Genomic DNA, 15,318 nt, shown 5'->3' on the forward strand with positions numbered 1-15,318 from the left:
CTACGCGAACGCATTTTCGCAATCGAAACTAGCCTTGAGCAAAGCAAAAGCCTGGCATAGAGTTAAGTCACGACTCCCGACTCCCGACTCCCGACTCCCGACTCCCGACTCCCGACTCCCGACTCCCGACTCCCGACTCTCGACTCCCGACTCCCGACTATTGAAACTAAAATCTTAGACCAAATCCACCTTGGACAGAGGCAGCCACGCCGCCACCCTCCCGATAGGCATCAAAAGCAATAATCGCATTACCAAACAAAACCGTTTGGCTATTAGGGATCATAAAATCAATACCAGGTTGTATAGCAAAACTCGTTTTATCTCCTACTGGTGAGGGAGAGTGACCGCTAGCAAATACAGCCCCTGCTCCCACGTAAGCATCGGTTTGCCAGTTAAGGGGGAAATCGTAACTAATTGTTGGCACAATAGCAGTGCCAGCACCAATCAGGGCTTGTGTCCGGAAGGAAATCGGGATTTCTAGGAATTTGTAGCGAAACGCAATTAATCCACCAATTTGCTGACCTTCTCCATCATCATCCTTTGTAATACCAAAGGTAGGACCGATTCCCACATAACTTCCGTAGGCAGCTTGAGCAAATGCTGGTTGCGACTTAATCATTAAACTAGCCAGACTCCCCAGCACCAGCGTTCCTAGTGTGGACAATAAACCAATAGCATTACCCATTTCCTCAACTCCTCAATACCTAATTCTAATGATGGCTGCTTTCTCGCTCATATTAGCTTAATTGCTTTGGTGAAACTAATATAGCAAAGGGAATAGGGAACAGGGAATAGGGAACAGGGAATAGGGAACAGGGAATAGGGAACAGGGAACAGGCAAGAAAGTAAAAATTATTTGATTATAATAGAAACCGCTATATACAGGTTGATGTTTTGTTCACTGTTGATAGTTAACTTTAAATCAACGCAATCCATTAAGCAATCTATTCTGGTTAAGGGGGTTTTCAACTCAAGTCAACTCGAAGATAGTGCATCAACTTAGGAGCTTTTGAATTTATGCGTTCGCGTAGCGGCTCTTTCAGAGCATCGCTAATTTTTTGACAATAGAAAAAAATCAAGTAGGCTGATTTTTTTCGTGGTCAATTTATATGATTAAAACTTTATAGCGTTTCTCATAGTTATCAGGTAAACATGATTTTATTCCTACTCCCTACTCCCTACTCCCTACTCCCTACTCCCTATTCCCTGTTCCCTATTCCCTATTCCCTACTCCCTACTCCCTACTCCCGACTCCCGACTCCCTACTCCCTACTCCCTATTCCCTACTCCCTACTCTAAAATAGTGTCACAAACATCGAGGATGAAGTCCACCATAGGTACAAATATAGCGAAGTTGCTGCTCATCTAAATTTTTAACATTAGCAAAATCAACCCCCTTGATCCGGGCTAAATTCGATTTAGGTGGTGGCAAGGTAATAAATTGATTAGCCTTGTTCTGTTTAGCCATAGCAAAGGTAACTCCCAGAAAATCTGCTCCAGCTAAATTAGCCCCTCGCAAATCCGCAGCACTTAGATTAGCGTGACGTAGCTTAGCATTGTACAGCTGGGCATTGCGTAAATTAGCCCCTACCAATTGGGTTGAATTGAAATCAACATTTTTGAGATTAGCATTACTCAAATTTGCCCTAGAAAGATTCGCTCCTTGCCAGCTTGATTGACTTAAATCAGCAGAAGAGAAATCACTCCCCACAGCACTAACTTTGCCCAAACGAGCACCATGAAGACTAGAGAGACTGAATTTTGCTTCCCCCAAATTAGCTCCTGTGAGGCTAGCATTTTCTAAGATAGCTCTACGGAAATCAGCATTAATCAGCTGGGCACTGCTGAGATTAGCACCGATCAGGCTACCGTTATAAAACCTTGCTCGGTTCAGGGTTGCCCCGATTAAATTGGTGCGATTCATCAAGACATTGTCGAGAATAGCACCAGTTAGGTTAACTTCTCTGAGATCAGCTCCGCTAAAGTCACTGACCCAATCATCAAAAGTGCCAAAATGTTCATCCTCACCAGGGCCATAGAAGCGACTACCCTGCAAATTAGCACCGGACAAATTAGCGTAGCGGAAATTAATGCCCGACAAATTCAGATTGTTCAGAATTGGATTAAAATAGCCATAACCCTGATTAACCTTACTGAGGTTAATATAGCTCAGGTTAGCATTATGCACTTGACCGTCGTAGATAGTCAGAATTTTCGAGATAGCTTGCTTAGTTGCTCGGTGCCGCACCGCTAGCACTCCCCCAACCCCTGGTTTACCTTCCCTGGTTAGGGTTTTCTGGTCGTTGGCCAAAGATTGATTCAATATTCGTAGATGGGGAAGGGGTTGAACACCTTTACTGACCAAGGTTTGTTGGAGGGTATCAATCAAGCTAGGGGTATTTTCCTGACCCAGCAAATCCACCAGAAACGGTACAGCACGATGGTCGTCTATCCTACCTAGAGCCAGAATTGATCCCATACGTTCTTCTTGAGCAGTGCTATCAGTGGAGCTTAATTGTTTCACTAAGGTCAGAAAGACCTGATTTTTCTGCTGATTGAACGCTCGCCAATTGGCCTGACTTTGAATATAGATTTGGGTACCCACAAACGTGCCGAGTACAGAACCCATCCCGCCAAAGGTAACAATTAGCAGAGTAAGACCAGGATTTCGGCGCATCCACAACCAAAGATTGGGGGAGTGCTGTTGAGATTTTGAGTACAGGGTAATGGGATTAACTGTTGCGCTACGGTAACCCCAGGTAGCTTTCTGGTGATTAGACCATTGCCCATCAGTTTCCTCCTCTAGCTCTACCTCTTCATACTCTTGAGACCATTGCCCATCAGTCTCCTCCTCTAGCTCAACCTCTTCATACTCTGGTGAGGGGGAGGATTCAAAACTTGACCAGTACGGCAAGAGCAACCGAGAGGAATCCGACACATAAGTTCCGGCTATGTAGTCGTGGAGGCTGCGATGTTGAGCATTTAATACAGAACTAAAACTCTCTGCCAATAGCATCAATCCTGCCAATCCCAACAAAATTAACAAGTCGGGAAACGCTCCAGTGTAGCGCCAGAGTAAATAAGCACTTCCCAGTGGTAATCCCCAGCGTCCCACTGCCTCACGCCACACCGCACCGATCAAACCAGGCGGTTTTCCCGAAGCGGTAACCACTCGCACTCCAAACCAACCTTTGGGAATAGTTTGACCAGTTTTTCCCAGCAGATAAAGTTGCCATAGGGTTACTCCTACTGGCATCACTAACGAAGCACACCAAAAAAAATTGGTCAGGGGAGTGACTCGCTTGGTTAGTTGTAGGCGCGGGTAAGCTAGAGTTTTTGCGATCGCATTCTGGGTTGCCCCCAACACTGGGTTAAGGGGAACCGGTTCTGCCTTCGAGTATTTTTCTGCATACAAACCAATCCCGTAAGGGAGCAATGCACTAGTAGTTACCAGCGATACTTCCAAAAGCGCTGCCACGCAACGCCTAGTCACCAGTGGCAGAACCAAGTTCAGTCGCAGCGGAAAATACCAGCTACCTTCTCGATGTTGACCTGTTTTTAGAGTGGGGCTAGCCATATTTAATTACCAGGCTGCTTATGGTTGCTTTGTAATGACTTTAAACGCTGATTTCAAGGATCAGTAAGCAAATTCCCCGAGATTATAGCAGATTTTGCTTGATACCATTTTTTTTTGCAAACACCTGATGACTATGTTTAACTATGTCTAGACTTAACCAGTTGAATATCGGCAATAGCACTGAACTGCTATGAAATCAAGCCTCATCATTATATAGCAGTTTTAAATTGGGTGAGGTACCCGTCAGCCCTTAGCCCTCAGCCTTCAGCCCTCAGCCCTTAGCCCTCAGCCTTCAGCATTTTAATGCTAGCTGATAACTGTTCGCGTAGCGTGCGCGTAGCGCTTAAGCTGATAACTGATAGCTGATAGCTGATAGCTGATAGCTGATAGCTGATAGCTTACCCGAAACAAATTCAAATGGAGATAGTCAAGTAATCTAGAACAAGTGTATTAGTAATAGATCAGAAGACTTTAGGGGATGACAATGACTAAACTATTCCCACACTGGATGATTGTTCCGATCACCATAGCTGTATGCTTAAGTAGCGCTGGTGTCGCCAGCGCCGAAACCATCAACCTTGAGCCTGAATTCCAGCCTGATCCCATCGTAGTTACTGGAAACTCTGGAGGATCAAACAAGAGCCAATGCGGTATGGTTAGTACCCAGCCCAATCATGTCATTAATTTGAACCAAGATTTTACCTACTTGCGCTTCAACCTAGAAAGCCAGGGCCAGCCCACTCTATTGATTCAGGAGCCAAATGGTACCTCATGTACACAGGCCGATAATTTATCTGGGGGGAATATTGTTAAAATGGGATATTGGGAGCAAGGCAGCTACTCATTCTACGTCGGCGATCGCAATGGTGAACAGCATCCTTATACCTTATCGATCACTAAAACTCCCTAATACCAGCATGCAGAACTAAATCTATATGAATATTAATTTATTTTCACAAAAATTATTCTCTTATTAGATAAATCTAATAAGAGAATTACTATACTTAGTTATATTCACAAGATATATGAACATATTGCCATGTTGAATAAACTGAGTATTTTATCTGTTGCAACCATTGCAAGTATAACCATAAACCAAGGATTAGCTTATGCTGGCTTCGGAGATGGAGGTAGTACAGGTTGGAATGCTGTTAGTAGTAATAGTTGGGAAAGCTGTGCCAATAAAGCTTTAGAAAAAATGACAACTTTTGTAAATAACGGAGATGTCCAATTTGTTCCAGGATGGAAATCACGTTTTAAAATAGGAAATACAGTTATTTTAAATGTTCTATGTAGTCCAGATGGTAATTATGTCACGGTAAGTGTTTTTTGTATTAATGATTGTAGCAGCAGAACTATCGGTCTTCGTAAAAGAATACGTGGAGCTATGAATTGGTGAGGTACCCCAGCCTCAGCGAACGCGCCCCGCGTGACCGAAGGTCAAGCAGGTTGGGGTACTTCACAAGTTCAACACTCAAGAATGATTGTATGCAAGCCTTTTGCCTGACAACTGCAGCGAAGTCTATTGGTGATTAGCGATTACTCTAATCTTCAATCTGCTGAACCGATACGTGACGTACTCCCGACGTTGCCCTAACGGGACAACGCGGGCTTCTTGCCAACACCAGGTACCCCTATCGGGCTTTGCCCGACGCTACGCGAACGGTTATTCGGCAAGCTTTACTCCTGACGGGACGCCCCACCGCCAAATTTAAAATGTTTATTGCCGCATTCACATCACGATCTGCTGTAAAACCACAGTGAGGACAAGAATGGATGCGGTCTTTTAATTCTTTAGGGACTTTTGTTCCACAATTGGAACAGTTTTGGCTGGTATTTCTGGGATTCACTGCCTTCGTGATCAGTCCAGCATTTAAGGCCGTAGGCCACGCTACGCGAACGGCTTTGACTGACAAAATAGACAGGAATTGCCCCCAACCAGCATCTAATACAGATTTAGCTAATTTAGTTTTAGCCAGACCTTTAATATTGAGCTTCTCATGAGCTACTAAATCGTGCTCATCCAGCAACTTTTTTGCAGTTTTAAAATGAAAGTCTTTTCGAGTATCAGCTACCTTTTTATGAGCCACCCCTAATTTCGTTACAGCCTTTTTTCGATTGTTGCTGCCTTTTCTGGAGCGGCTAACAGCTTTTTGGATTTTCTTAAGCCGTTTCTGGGCTTTTCGGTAATACTGAGGGATTTCAATCTCTGAACCATCAGACTTAATCAAGAATGATTTAAGACCCATGTCAATTCCGATCGGACTAGATATCTGATCAACTGGAATAATATTGGGAACAGTGTCATCCTGAACAGACAGTGTGATATAGATTCCGTCAGCTTTCTTGGTAACGGTAGCAGTCTTGATTTTAAAACCTTCAGGAATTGGCCTGTGATAGATCATTTTAACCCAACCAAATTTAGGTAATTTTAATTGATTGCCTTTGATTGGATCTTTTCCTAAAGACGGAAAGGTCAAGGAACGATACCGCCCTTTACCTTTAAAACGAGGTCTGCCGCTCCTCTTTCCTTTAGAATCTCCTTTTAGCCATCTTTTAAAAGCTAGATCTACTCGTTTAACACAATCCTGTAAAACGTGAGCATGAAGATCTGCGTACCAAGGTCTATCCTTCTTGAGTCCAGGCAGTGTCCTCTTTTGAGAGAAATAATCTGGGTTCTCTCTTAATTCTGGTAAATGACAAACAAGAGGGCAGGAGTTAACGGAACAGCGGTTCTGTTCATACCAGTTGAAGCGATCGGCCAATAGGTAATTATATTGATGGCTTAACATGTCTAGCCATCGATCTAATTCCACGACTTGCTTTTTTGTTAATCTCAGCCTGTACTGATATGCCGATCTCATTGTTGCCATCTTGTTTTCGACCTATTCTTAGAGTAGCAATCGTAATTACAATTGCCAATGCAAAAATGAAAGATAAGACTATAATGATCAGGTTGACTAATTTTGAAAAACAGCAACTAAAACAGGAGGCCGACCGCCGGGGGATGACTTCCTCTGAGTTACTAAGAAGCTTGATAGCTCGCTTCCCTGAACCAAAAAAATCCTAGTTGGTGATTCCGTTCTACTCCATCACCGGGCTATCCTTCCCGACGCCCACCTTTCAGGTAGGGCGCGGGGCTGTCGCCCGATACCTCAACCGCTTCCACATCAATTGTACCTGGAGCTGTTAAGCGGTTAAAACGACCCTGTTCTATCTTCAAAACTTCCCCGCAACTGGGGCACTGAGACTGGGTATTATTAAACCCAGTGAACTCATGGGCACAGACTGGACATTGATCTTCGACTAGATTACGTCTGAGCCACCAGCGAACTCCGAACCAGGCAATCACTGGTGAGATGATTAATAAACCAATCAAAATCAAAAAACCATTGACTACCCATCCCAAGCCAACTGTGCCTAGCAAGAAACAAGTTAAGAAGAACGCTAGCCAACAGCCCATACCTGACAGGTTGAACTGAAACTGTCTCGGGGTATTTTGATTCACTGTTTTCTTTTAACAATAACAAATATGATCGGGTAGTTATATCCTAGTTCAGATTCGCCTTAACTTGAAGGGCAACTCCCCCTCGCTGCTTATGGTCCGCAAGGGGCGACTCAATGTTTAGGCAAAATCAAGTAACTCTTGTAACCGCTTTGTCAGAGCCTCTTTACTAAATAACCCTAGGGATTGTTCTCGTAACCACTGACCATCACAGCGTTGATCCTCTCCCTTAAGAATTTCAATACAAGCCGCAGCCACTGCATCAGGGTCTCGATAGGGAACTTGCCAACCAAGCTGACCATCTTGTAAGGGATCAGCAGAACCATCAGAATCCCCAGAAAGGACAGGTTTACCACAAGCCATGGCCTCCAGGTATACAATCCCAAAGCCTTCTTGAGAGGGCATGACGTAGGCATCAGCTACTCGGTAGTGTTCCACTAATTCTGGTGTAGGGACAAAACCAGCAAAAACCACCTGATCGGCAACACCCAAATCTTTGGCTAGCTGTGCCAGTCTCGGTTGATCATCACCACGACCAATCACTAGATATTTAACCTCTGGAAAGATTTTTGCGATCGCAGGAAGTGCTTGAATGGTAACATCAACTCCTTTATAAATATCCCCAGACCACAGACGGGCCACAGTCATCAACACCTTAGCACCAGTCAGACCATACTTTTCGATTAAGGCTGGTGATTTCGGACCAGGAGTAAAAGTATTCCCATCAACTGCACAAGGCAACATCTTGACCTTTTCAGGATTTAAGTGATTGGCAGCACAAGCGCGATCGCGACTGTAACGACTGATAGTCCAAATTGCTGCTGCCCGGTCTAGGGCATTACGTTCTTTTAGGGGTAAGGGTTGCCAAACCTCTTTGCCATAGGTCAAAACTGTATAGGGAATCCCCAGACTATTGCACAACAGCTGAGTCAGGGGAGCCAGTTTGATATGACCGCAGAAAACATGCTTGGGACGTTTTTGCCATAAATAAAACCATAGCGCTATTGTTAAGCGAACACGCCCTAGCACAGGAGACTTAGTTTTCAGGTAATGGAATTTGAGTGGGTAGACATCAAAGGGATTGTCACAACCAATACCATCCCGCAGCAAAAATACTTGAGCGCTAGAACTGGTAACAGTCTTAGCAGCAACAGACAAATATGCCTGGAAAATATCTTTGACGTAGGATTGGATGCCCCCTTCACACTCAAAAATCTCTAGGAAAATGAATACGTAGTTAGATGCGGTTTTCTGTGTGTCGCTCAAATTCGTTAGTTTTGAATTCGATTCACCTATCTTACCCTCGAACTATTTCTAAAAGCATTAGGGATATTAGGGAAAAAGAACCAAGAACTTGTAGCCATGGGAGACAGGGTTACGATACTTGGCACTGAGGAAATTCTTTGAAATTCCTATCAAGCAAAAATCCCACGGCTCAAAGTACGTGGGATTTTCAGAAAAGCTTTTTTACAGGACTAATCACGCTACCACTGGAAATCCCACAAACTCTAGATGAAGCTTCCACCACCTGGTTATCACCGTTCGCGTAGCGTGGCGATAGCCAGGTGGTGGTGTCTTATGCTAATCTAGGGCTAGCCGCAGCCCACAAATCACACAAGCAAACCCAGCTTCTAGGTGGTCGTCCAGAACTTTTGCTGGAACGACCCTCACCGTCATTTCTGCGAGTGAGTTTAAACACACCTCTAGCACCGATGTTGTAAGCGCCGTTTAAGTCGGCATTAAACCGCTTACCTGAAGGGAAGGTTGCCAAAGAGTATTTTTGAGAATTTCTCTTAACCGTACCAGAGCCATCAAAAGCAAGTTTAGAGGTATAAGACGCAACGACTTCTATCACTTTTCCACCCAATTCAGCCCATTTCATTTCTGTGAAGTCGCGGATTTTTGCCTTGAGCCATCCGTGGAATCTTTGTTTTAAATTAGACCGCTTTCGTCCACCAATGGGCTTCCACCCTTTAAGATTCTCGAATACAATGGCTTCCGAGTTAAACTTTTCAGCAATCTCAACAATCCGCTTGGAAACAATATGGCCAATTTGGTTATTGATTCTTTGGCATTTTTGATAAGTCAAAGAGCAAAAACCTTTATGTAGTTTTCCTCCTTTTCCCATCGTTTTCGATGCTCTTGCTGATACGGACTTTAGTCGTTTGTCCCTGCGGTCTATGTCTCTTCCAAGATGAATAAAATCACGTTCGCGTAGCGTCGGCTTTGCCGAATGGATTACAGTGCCACTATGGGTTACAACTGCTACGGTAGCGGTAGTATTAATCCCTAAATCTACCGCAGTTATGTTAGCCAATGGCTGGCGTTTTTCGGGTTTGCAAGTAAACGGAACAGACAGATGACAGTACCGTACGTTAAAAATCAACGAAGGGGACATCATCTTGTTTGTAGCTATCTTATGACGCTCTCTTAGACCAGTTATTTGAACTGTAGTCCAAACCCAATCTTTACCATTAAAAGCCTTGATTTCGATTTGGTCAAAACCATGTAGCTTGTAACATTGACCTTTGTACAAAGCTGGATAGCAGCCAGTATCAGCATTTAATCTTGGTGGCTTGCTATCTTTTCTTTTTCGACTACCAGACTGCCATTCACGGTATCGAGTCACATAACTACTAACCTGTCCAGCGGCAAATGCTATCGCAGCTCGACGGTAGTAACTAGGGAACTTGTAAAAAGCCTTGTTGAATTGTGGATATTTGATATTTGGACGCTTGGCTGTTTTATGCATCAACTTTTCGACAGCAGGAGTTAGCTGTACAGCAGTCAAGCCACCAAGCTCAGACCAATGAGTATAGATAATACCGACTAAGTACCTACAAGCCTGACGATAAACTTTAACCGTCTCCGAAAACAAGATTTTTTGTCCGGGAGACGGATTAAGCTTCCATTTATCAGTCCTGATGACTTTGGTCGGCGTTTTCACTAGTCTATGATTCTATTGTTAGTTAATATTTTAACCTCTAAAAATGTAGACGACAATAGATTGATTGATGTTTTAGGTTTTTAGCTATTGTTGTTGGCGTGGACTAACCCCCACCTGGACGAGGTGGGGGAATGCGTCTCACGTCTTGTTCAAACTCTAGTTGTAGGATCAGCCTGATGGTTAGGCTTATCTTAAAACAGACCCCAAGTCAAAGACTGATCAATGGGTAAGGTAGCACCAACACCAAGCCAGATGGTGACTAGGGTACCAAATAAAAATACCGTAGTTGCCACTGGACGGCGGAATGGGTTCTGGAATTTGTTCACACCTTCGATGAAGGGAACCAGCATCAGACCCAAGGGAACTGATCCCATAGCAGCAATACCCAAAAGTTTATTAGGGAGAATGCGCAAAATTTGGAAAACAGGATATAGATACCATTCCGGGAGGATTTCTAAAGGTGTGGCAAAGGGATCTGCTGGCTCACCAATCATAGCTGGATCAAGCACAGCTAAACCAATGCATAAAGCAATGGAACCCATGATTACCACTGGGAAAACGTAGAGGAGGTCATTAGGCCAAGCTGGCTCGCCATAATAATTATGACCCATCCCCTTGGCTAGTTTGGCACGTAAAATGGGATCGTCTAGATCCGGCTTTTTAAGAACTGACATTGCTTAAATTATTCTCCTTAATAAGTAAAGGTAAGCAGGTGGCAGCAGGAAGGTTTGCATTTAGTTTTAACACTTTCCTGACTTTTAGTCAGTACAGATTTACAACGGACCAGAAATGCCCTGTTTGCGAATCATCAGGAAGTGCAGCAACATGAATACAGCGATAAACCAAGGTAGAACAAAGGTATGTAGACTGTAGTAGCGACTCAGGGTACCCTGACCTACACTAGTACCACCGCGCAGCAGTTCAACGATTAAAGAACCAACCACGGGAATAGCTTCAGGAACGCCAGATACAATCTTGACCGCCCAGTAACCAACTTGGTCCCAAGGCAAGGAGTAGCCAGTCACACCGAAGGAGACGGTAATTACTGCTAAAACTACCCCTGTCACCCAGGTCAGTTCACGGGGCTTCTTGAAACCACCAGTCAAATAGACCCGGAAGACGTGCAGAATCATCATCAGCACCATCATGCTGGCAGACCAGCGGTGAACAGAGCGGATCAGCCAGCCAAAGCTCACTTCAGTCATAATGTACTGTACAGAGCTAAATGCCTCAGCGACCGTCGGCTTGTAGTAGAAGGTCATGGCAAATCCAGTGGCGAACTGGATTATAAAGCAAGTTAGAGTAATTCCACCCAGGCAGTAAAAAATATTAACGTGGGGAGGTACGTACTTTGAAGTGATGTCATCGGAAAGTGCCTGAATTTCCAGACGCTCCTCAAACCAGTCGTATACTTTCGAGTCAGTGATTTGCTTAGAAAACATGAGGCCAGAGTTTCCGAAAGGATTTTGCCGTCAGACGTTGAATGTCGGAGTCTTCAACTCCCTAAGTTACAACGAATACAGCCTATATGTTACATGATGTTAATTTTAACATGACTTGCTTCATTAATTTGCCGTAAACTCTGGCGGTTACAGCCCTAATATTATACCTGATAGCGGTTACAGGTAATATAACTTAACAAGTACTCTAATAATTTTGATCATGCACAAACGATCCTTGTGGGTTGGACTCCTACTAACCTTGCCAATCATGCTATTGTCTGCCTGGTGGACACCAACAGCCGCTGCCTTCTCTCAGGAGCAAAGGCTTTTTTCCCAAGCATGGCGGATTGTCTCTCAATCCTACGTTGATGATACCTTTAACCATCAAAATTGGTGGTCGTTACGTCAGAAGACCTTGAAAAAGCGGCTGCCTAATCGTGAAGCTACCTATACTGCCATAGAAAAAATGTTAGGGAGTCTTGGGGATCCCTTCACACGATTGCTCAGACCTGAACAATATCATAGTTTGCAAATCAGCACCTCTGGTGAACTCTCCGGTGTCGGGCTACAAATTGCCATTGATGGGGAAACTGGTCAGTTAGAAGTAATCACCCCAATTGCTCAATCACCAGCGGATTTAGCCGGTATCCGACCACGGGATCACATCCTAGAAATTGATGGCATGTTGACTAGGGAAATGACTCTTGATGAAGCGGCAGCACGGATGCGTGGACCAATTGGTACAACGGTTACCTTGACAATTCAAGGCCAGAAAGAACAGCCAAAATTGGTGGAAATAGTACGCGATCGCATTTCCCTAAACCCAGTGTATGCAGTGCTCGATACCCAGGAAAATAGAGACCCAGTCGGTTATATTCGTCTGTCTCAATTTAGTGCCAACGCCCCAATGGAAGTTGCCCACGCTGTTGCTCAATTCAAGGAGATGGGTGCCCATGGCTATATTCTTGATCTGAGGAATAACCCAGGGGGTCTATTGCAGGCAGGTATTGAAATTGCTCGCCTCTGGTTAGATCAAGGCACTATTGTTTACACCGTTAACCGCCAAGGCACCATTGGTAGCTTTGAAGCCTATGGTGACGCTCTTACGGAAGACCCCTTGGTCGTATTAGTTAATGAAGGCAGCGCCAGTGCTAGTGAGATTCTAGCTGGGGCTTTACAGGACAATGGTAGGGCAAAGCTAGTCGGGGAAAAAACCTTTGGCAAAGGGTTAATTCAGTCGTTATTTGAACTAATCGATGGGTCAGGATTAGCAGTTACTGTTGCCAAGTACGAGACCCCCAATCACCGGGATATTAATAAATTAGGGATTGAGCCAGACTTGGAGGTGCCTTTAGAAGCAATTACTATGAGCCAAGTGGGAACAAAAGCAGATACTCAGTATCAGGAAGCAATCAAGTTGTTGAGTTCTGATACTTTTCTAGCTAAGGCAAGTTAGGTGGTCATTACATAATGGCCTCAGAGCATCAGGCCGTCAGGGCGTCAGATATATAGCTCTTCTGGGTTTTTAAACTCTGCGCTCACTTCTGATAAACGCTCTGTAGCTTGGTCAATCACCCCTTTGCCTCGCAAAAAACCAGTATTGGCACCAGGACAGATAAATTGAAGAGTCTCTGGGGTAAAACGCTTAAGCAAAGATTGCAGACTCCGAATCTGTCTTGGCCAATGAAATGTTTTCGGGGTTCGCAGGGGCAACAGTTCTCCTTGTTTACTAGGAAGCAAATGACGCCCAGAAAATAGCACACCCCCGGCACCAGTGTAGTAAAGACAAGAAGAACCAGGAGAGTGACCAGGAGTCCAAATGACGTAGCAGTAGGGATTTATAGTCAACTGCTGGTGAAATGTAACTACGTCCAATCCCGGCAGTAAGTAAGCCTCTTGTTCTTGAATCAGGACTTGGCATCCCATACTCTCCTGAATTTCCTTTGCTTTACCAATACCACCGCGATGGGTAATAAACAGTAATGAGACTCCCCCTTGCTCACGCAAAAATTGTTGGTTAGTCTCATTCCAGGCAGGACAATCAATCAATAGGTTGAAGGAATTTCCTACAATAATATAAGCCGTACCACCTAACGTATCTCGATTGGGTGGAAAAGCGAAAATGGTATCTAGAACAAGGCGTGGTGGCTTGGATGCAGCAGGTTGCTGATTAGAAGATGCGCTTGGCGTAAGATTAAAATCGCCTTTTGCTGGAGTATCGGGTTGCACAATGCTTGTAGTTTAATTGTAGTTTTTAGTAGACGGTGTGATCTTTCATCATGGAACTCTGGCTACTCCCATTTATTTTACTCGCTGTGATCACTTACTTCGTTATCCAGCGAAGCGTTGCTAGCCTCACTCGGACACCAGTCTGGTTACTGTGGCTGGTAATGATGACTCCACCACTAGTCTGGATTGGTTGGACTCTGTTCAATGGTGAGAACACACCAATACCACCAGCCCTATTGCTCGGTCCATTTGTCATTTGCTTGCCATTGTACTGGCTGCTGATTCAATGGGGACGCTCAGATCCCAATTCAACAATGACCAAAGAGAATCCTACTAAAACAACTACCTCAGACCCGGTCGCCAAAATTTCATCGGCAACTGAAAAGTCAAGCCTTCGTCCTATAACTAAAGAAGAAGAAAAAGACCTCAGAAATTGTTTTCCCTGGGGAATCTACTATCTCCAGAATATTGAGTACCGACCTCAAGTGGTGTTGTGTCGCGGCAAACTGCGCACTAACCCAGAGCAAGCCTACCGTACCGTGCGGTCAAATATAGAAGCCGAGTTTGGCGATCGCTTTTTCGTAGTCTTTCAAGAAAGCTTTAGCGGCAAACCCTTCTTTGCTCTAGTGCCCAATACCAAAAAATCAACCAAACCTTACAGGGGGTCTCAATCATTAACGCGACCTGGTTTAGCATTGGGGCTGATGGTGATTACCTTGTTTACCACCACCTGGATGGGAACTCAGATAGCTGGGGTGTCGGAAAATCCCCTTACTGACCCAGCGCTTTTACTGCAAGGACTGCCCTATGCCCTGGCCTTAATGGCAATTCTCAGCATTCATGAACTTGGCCATTATTTCGCCGCAATGGTTTACAAGGTGCGTACAACTCTGCCTTACTTTATCCCGATACCCTTTTTATTCTTGGGAACATTGGGAGCATTTATTCATATACGCTCTCCTGTTCCTAACCGTAAAGCCTTATTTGATATAGGCATTGCTGGTCCACTAGTCGGCTTAGTGGTTACCCTACCAATCCTAATGTGGGGATTAGCTCATTCCACTATAGTGCCTTTGTCTGACTCTTCAGGAATCTTGAACCTAGAATCCCTCAATCCCCGATTTTCCTTTTTGCTCACCTTACTAAGTAAATGGGCATTGGGCAGTGAATTTGTCTCCAACACAGCCATTAACCTTCATCCTGTGGCAGTCGCTGGTTATGTCGGTTTAGTTGTTACTGCTTTCAATTTAATGCCAGTGGGGCAACTTGATGGTGGGCATATCGTCCATGCCATGTTGGGTCAAAGAACTGGTATGACCATTGGTCAAATTACCCGGCTGTTAATGATGCTCTTAGTATTGATTCAGCCAGAATTACTCCTGTGGGGAATTATTATTTTATTCATGCCAGTGGCAGATGAACCAGCCCTTAATGATGTTTCAGAACTTGACAACTGGCGAGATTTGTGCGGAATTATAGCATTGTTGATTTTAGTCAGTATTATTTTGCCAGTACCAGGAACAATCACTAAGTTGTTAACTATTTAGTCAAAATTTAACATTGAGGAGTGAAAATTGAGACTATAAAATTGTTAATTGTGAATTGTTTGATATTAACA

At 44.3% G+C, this 15,318-nt stretch carries 15 protein-coding genes; 6 read left to right on the plus strand and 9 right to left on the minus strand.

Annotated elements, in window-relative coordinates; genetic code table 11:
- The first annotated feature begins 34 nt into the window (after positions 1-34).
- Positions 35-178, plus strand: coding sequence for a hypothetical protein (locus F6K49_RS00805; RefSeq protein ID WP_293093267.1), 144 nt, complete (start codon positions 35-37; stop codon positions 176-178).
- Here F6K49_RS00805 and F6K49_RS00810 read toward each other — a convergent pair.
- A complete protein-coding gene (locus F6K49_RS00810) occupies positions 167-685 on the minus strand; it encodes a hypothetical protein (RefSeq protein ID WP_075897241.1) in 519 nt (172 codons plus the stop codon). The genes F6K49_RS00805 and F6K49_RS00810 overlap by 12 nt on opposite strands.
- 467 nt (positions 686-1,152) lie before the next feature.
- Here F6K49_RS00810 and F6K49_RS00815 point away from each other — a divergent pair, with 467 nt between their 5' ends.
- Positions 1,153-1,299 (plus strand): hypothetical protein, encoded by a 147-nt coding sequence (locus tag F6K49_RS00815; protein WP_293093271.1) that lies wholly within the window; start codon positions 1,153-1,155, stop codon positions 1,297-1,299.
- Between the two features lie 7 nt (positions 1,300-1,306).
- On the opposite strand, the gene F6K49_RS00820 is transcribed toward F6K49_RS00815, so the two are convergent.
- Positions 1,307-3,577, minus strand: coding sequence for a pentapeptide repeat-containing protein (locus F6K49_RS00820; protein WP_293093276.1), 2,271 nt, complete (start codon positions 3,575-3,577; stop codon positions 1,307-1,309).
- Positions 3,578-4,061: 484 nt separating this feature from the next.
- On the opposite strand from F6K49_RS00820, the gene F6K49_RS00825 reads away from it, so the two are divergent.
- Entirely contained in the window at positions 4,062-4,487 is a 426-nt protein-coding gene (locus F6K49_RS00825) for a hypothetical protein (RefSeq protein WP_081431088.1), read from the plus strand.
- A 129-nt stretch (positions 4,488-4,616) separates the two neighbouring features.
- Entirely contained in the window at positions 4,617-4,976 is a 360-nt protein-coding gene (locus F6K49_RS00830; RefSeq protein ID WP_293093280.1) for a hypothetical protein, read from the plus strand.
- A 235-nt stretch (positions 4,977-5,211) separates the two neighbouring features.
- Here the strand turns inward: F6K49_RS00830 and F6K49_RS00835 are convergent, their stop codons facing one another.
- From F6K49_RS00835 to petB, 6 genes are all read right to left on the minus strand, one after another.
- On the minus strand, positions 5,212-6,441 hold the full coding sequence (locus tag F6K49_RS00835) for a transposase (RefSeq protein WP_293093283.1): 1,230 nt from the start codon (positions 6,439-6,441) through the stop codon (positions 5,212-5,214).
- Positions 6,442-6,677: 236 nt separating this feature from the next.
- The gene (locus F6K49_RS00840; protein ID WP_293093286.1) at positions 6,678-7,085 is read right to left on the minus strand and encodes a hypothetical protein; all 408 of its coding nucleotides are present in this window, start codon (positions 7,083-7,085) and stop codon (positions 6,678-6,680) included.
- Positions 7,086-7,202: 117 nt separating this feature from the next.
- A complete protein-coding gene (locus F6K49_RS00845) occupies positions 7,203-8,348 on the minus strand; it encodes a glycosyltransferase family 4 protein (protein ID WP_293093289.1) in 1,146 nt (381 codons plus the stop codon).
- Between the two features lie 310 nt (positions 8,349-8,658).
- Complete coding sequence (locus tag F6K49_RS00850; RefSeq protein WP_075897231.1) at positions 8,659-10,029, minus strand: IS200/IS605 family accessory protein TnpB-related protein; 1,371 nt, start codon at positions 10,027-10,029, stop codon at positions 8,659-8,661.
- Between the two features lie 191 nt (positions 10,030-10,220).
- Entirely contained in the window at positions 10,221-10,703 is a 483-nt protein-coding gene (gene petD, locus F6K49_RS00855; RefSeq protein WP_009149162.1) for a cytochrome b6-f complex subunit IV, read from the minus strand.
- A gap of 99 nt (positions 10,704-10,802) precedes the next feature.
- Positions 10,803-11,471: a cytochrome b6 gene (gene petB, locus F6K49_RS00860; RefSeq protein ID WP_070391575.1), complete on the minus strand. Its 669-nt coding sequence runs from the start codon at positions 11,469-11,471 to the stop codon at positions 10,803-10,805.
- 220 nt (positions 11,472-11,691) lie between these two features.
- On the opposite strand from petB, the gene ctpA reads away from it, so the two are divergent.
- The gene (ctpA, locus tag F6K49_RS00865; protein ID WP_293093294.1) at positions 11,692-12,927 is read left to right on the plus strand and encodes a carboxyl-terminal processing protease CtpA; all 1,236 of its coding nucleotides are present in this window, start codon (positions 11,692-11,694) and stop codon (positions 12,925-12,927) included.
- A 44-nt stretch (positions 12,928-12,971) separates the two neighbouring features.
- Here the strand turns inward: ctpA and F6K49_RS00870 are convergent, their stop codons facing one another.
- A complete protein-coding gene (locus F6K49_RS00870) occupies positions 12,972-13,700 on the minus strand; it encodes an MBL fold metallo-hydrolase (RefSeq protein ID WP_293093297.1) in 729 nt (242 codons plus the stop codon).
- A 50-nt stretch (positions 13,701-13,750) separates the two neighbouring features.
- Here F6K49_RS00870 and F6K49_RS00875 point away from each other — a divergent pair, with 50 nt between their 5' ends.
- Positions 13,751-15,247, plus strand: coding sequence for a site-2 protease family protein (locus tag F6K49_RS00875; RefSeq protein WP_293093300.1), 1,497 nt, complete (start codon positions 13,751-13,753; stop codon positions 15,245-15,247).
- Positions 15,248-15,318 lie beyond the last annotated feature (71 nt).

The sequence above is a fragment of the Moorena sp. SIO3I6 genome, assembly GCF_010672095.1.